The sequence below is a fragment of the Phocaeicola sp. RTP21198st1_B8_RTP21198_201120 genome, assembly GCF_040929485.1.
Classification (GTDB): Bacteria; Bacteroidota; Bacteroidia; order Bacteroidales; family Bacteroidaceae; genus Phocaeicola; species Phocaeicola dorei.
Genome location: NZ_JBCOCI010000213.1, coordinates 1154 through 2169, shown reverse-complemented (window position 1 = coordinate 2169; position 1016 = coordinate 1154). Strand labels below are relative to the sequence as shown.

The 1016-nt window shown below is 42.4% G+C and carries 1 protein-coding gene; it reads right to left on the bottom strand.

Annotated elements, in window-relative coordinates; translation table 11 throughout:
• A partial coding sequence (locus AB5935_RS24630) for an endo-1,4-beta-xylanase (RefSeq protein WP_368327715.1) occupies positions 1-1016 on the bottom strand: 1016 nt, incomplete at both ends.

Here is a 1016-nt window from a genome sequence, read left to right as displayed (position 1 = left end):
CCCCAATACTACCTGCTACACTGCCTTTAATCTTCATCTTTAAGAAATAGGTAGTCCCTTCTGTCAAAGGAGCTGAAAAATCATAGCCAGCCTGTGCTTCCCAAGAATTTACTTCCGACGGATTTGTCATTTGATGTACTCCGTCAATCACCTGCCGAGTCGAGTTATTTCCCCAACCCATCATAGCTGTTCCGCTTGAAAAGTCATCCTCTAATATATATACATTAGTTAACACGGATCCACTTTCCTGGACCTCCTCTATCCCATAAGCAAAATCAATCCAACTCGCTTTACTCCATCGGGACAGATCTTTGCTTTCTTCGAAAGTAGAGTTCATAATCAAATTTCTATCAGAGCCCGAGGCAGTCAATGTTAAATCATCAAAATACAAATCACCGCCAAACAAACCGAAACAGAACCGTAACCTATCGATATCAGCAGAAGGCGTAAACGTGAATGTGTTAGTTGACCATTGCTCACCCGCTGAAAAGGTCCCTGCACCATATTGAGTGTCAGTCCCATCTTTCTTCCCCGGCCAGAACGGAAAGGTTATAGCCGAAGAAGCCTTCATCCGCACACTTATAGTATATTCTTGATTTGCTATTAATGCTTCATCCAAATCATAATACAATTCCCAATCCCATACATTCGCTTGAGGTTTCGAGGTTTTTATATGAAGTGCGATTTCTGAACTACCAGGAACCGGTTCCGGTTCTTTATCCGCAATCAGCCCATTCAAATAAGCATTTTGCTGCTGTGAATGCCAACAGAGCGTATGCCCGTAAATACTAATTCCTGTTTCTTTTGCAGTTTTCACAAACTTCTTGACTGTGCCGAAATCCATATTTCCTTTGGCATCTACACAGGAGCTATATTTCATGGCATTACCAGCCGTCACGTCGTCATAGTTGTTGACAGTCAAAGTATAAACCAAATCTTGCTTCAAGAAATCACTCACCGTGACCCCCGTTCCCAACTTGAAGTCGGGATGGGAGATACGGTCAATATATGTTTTC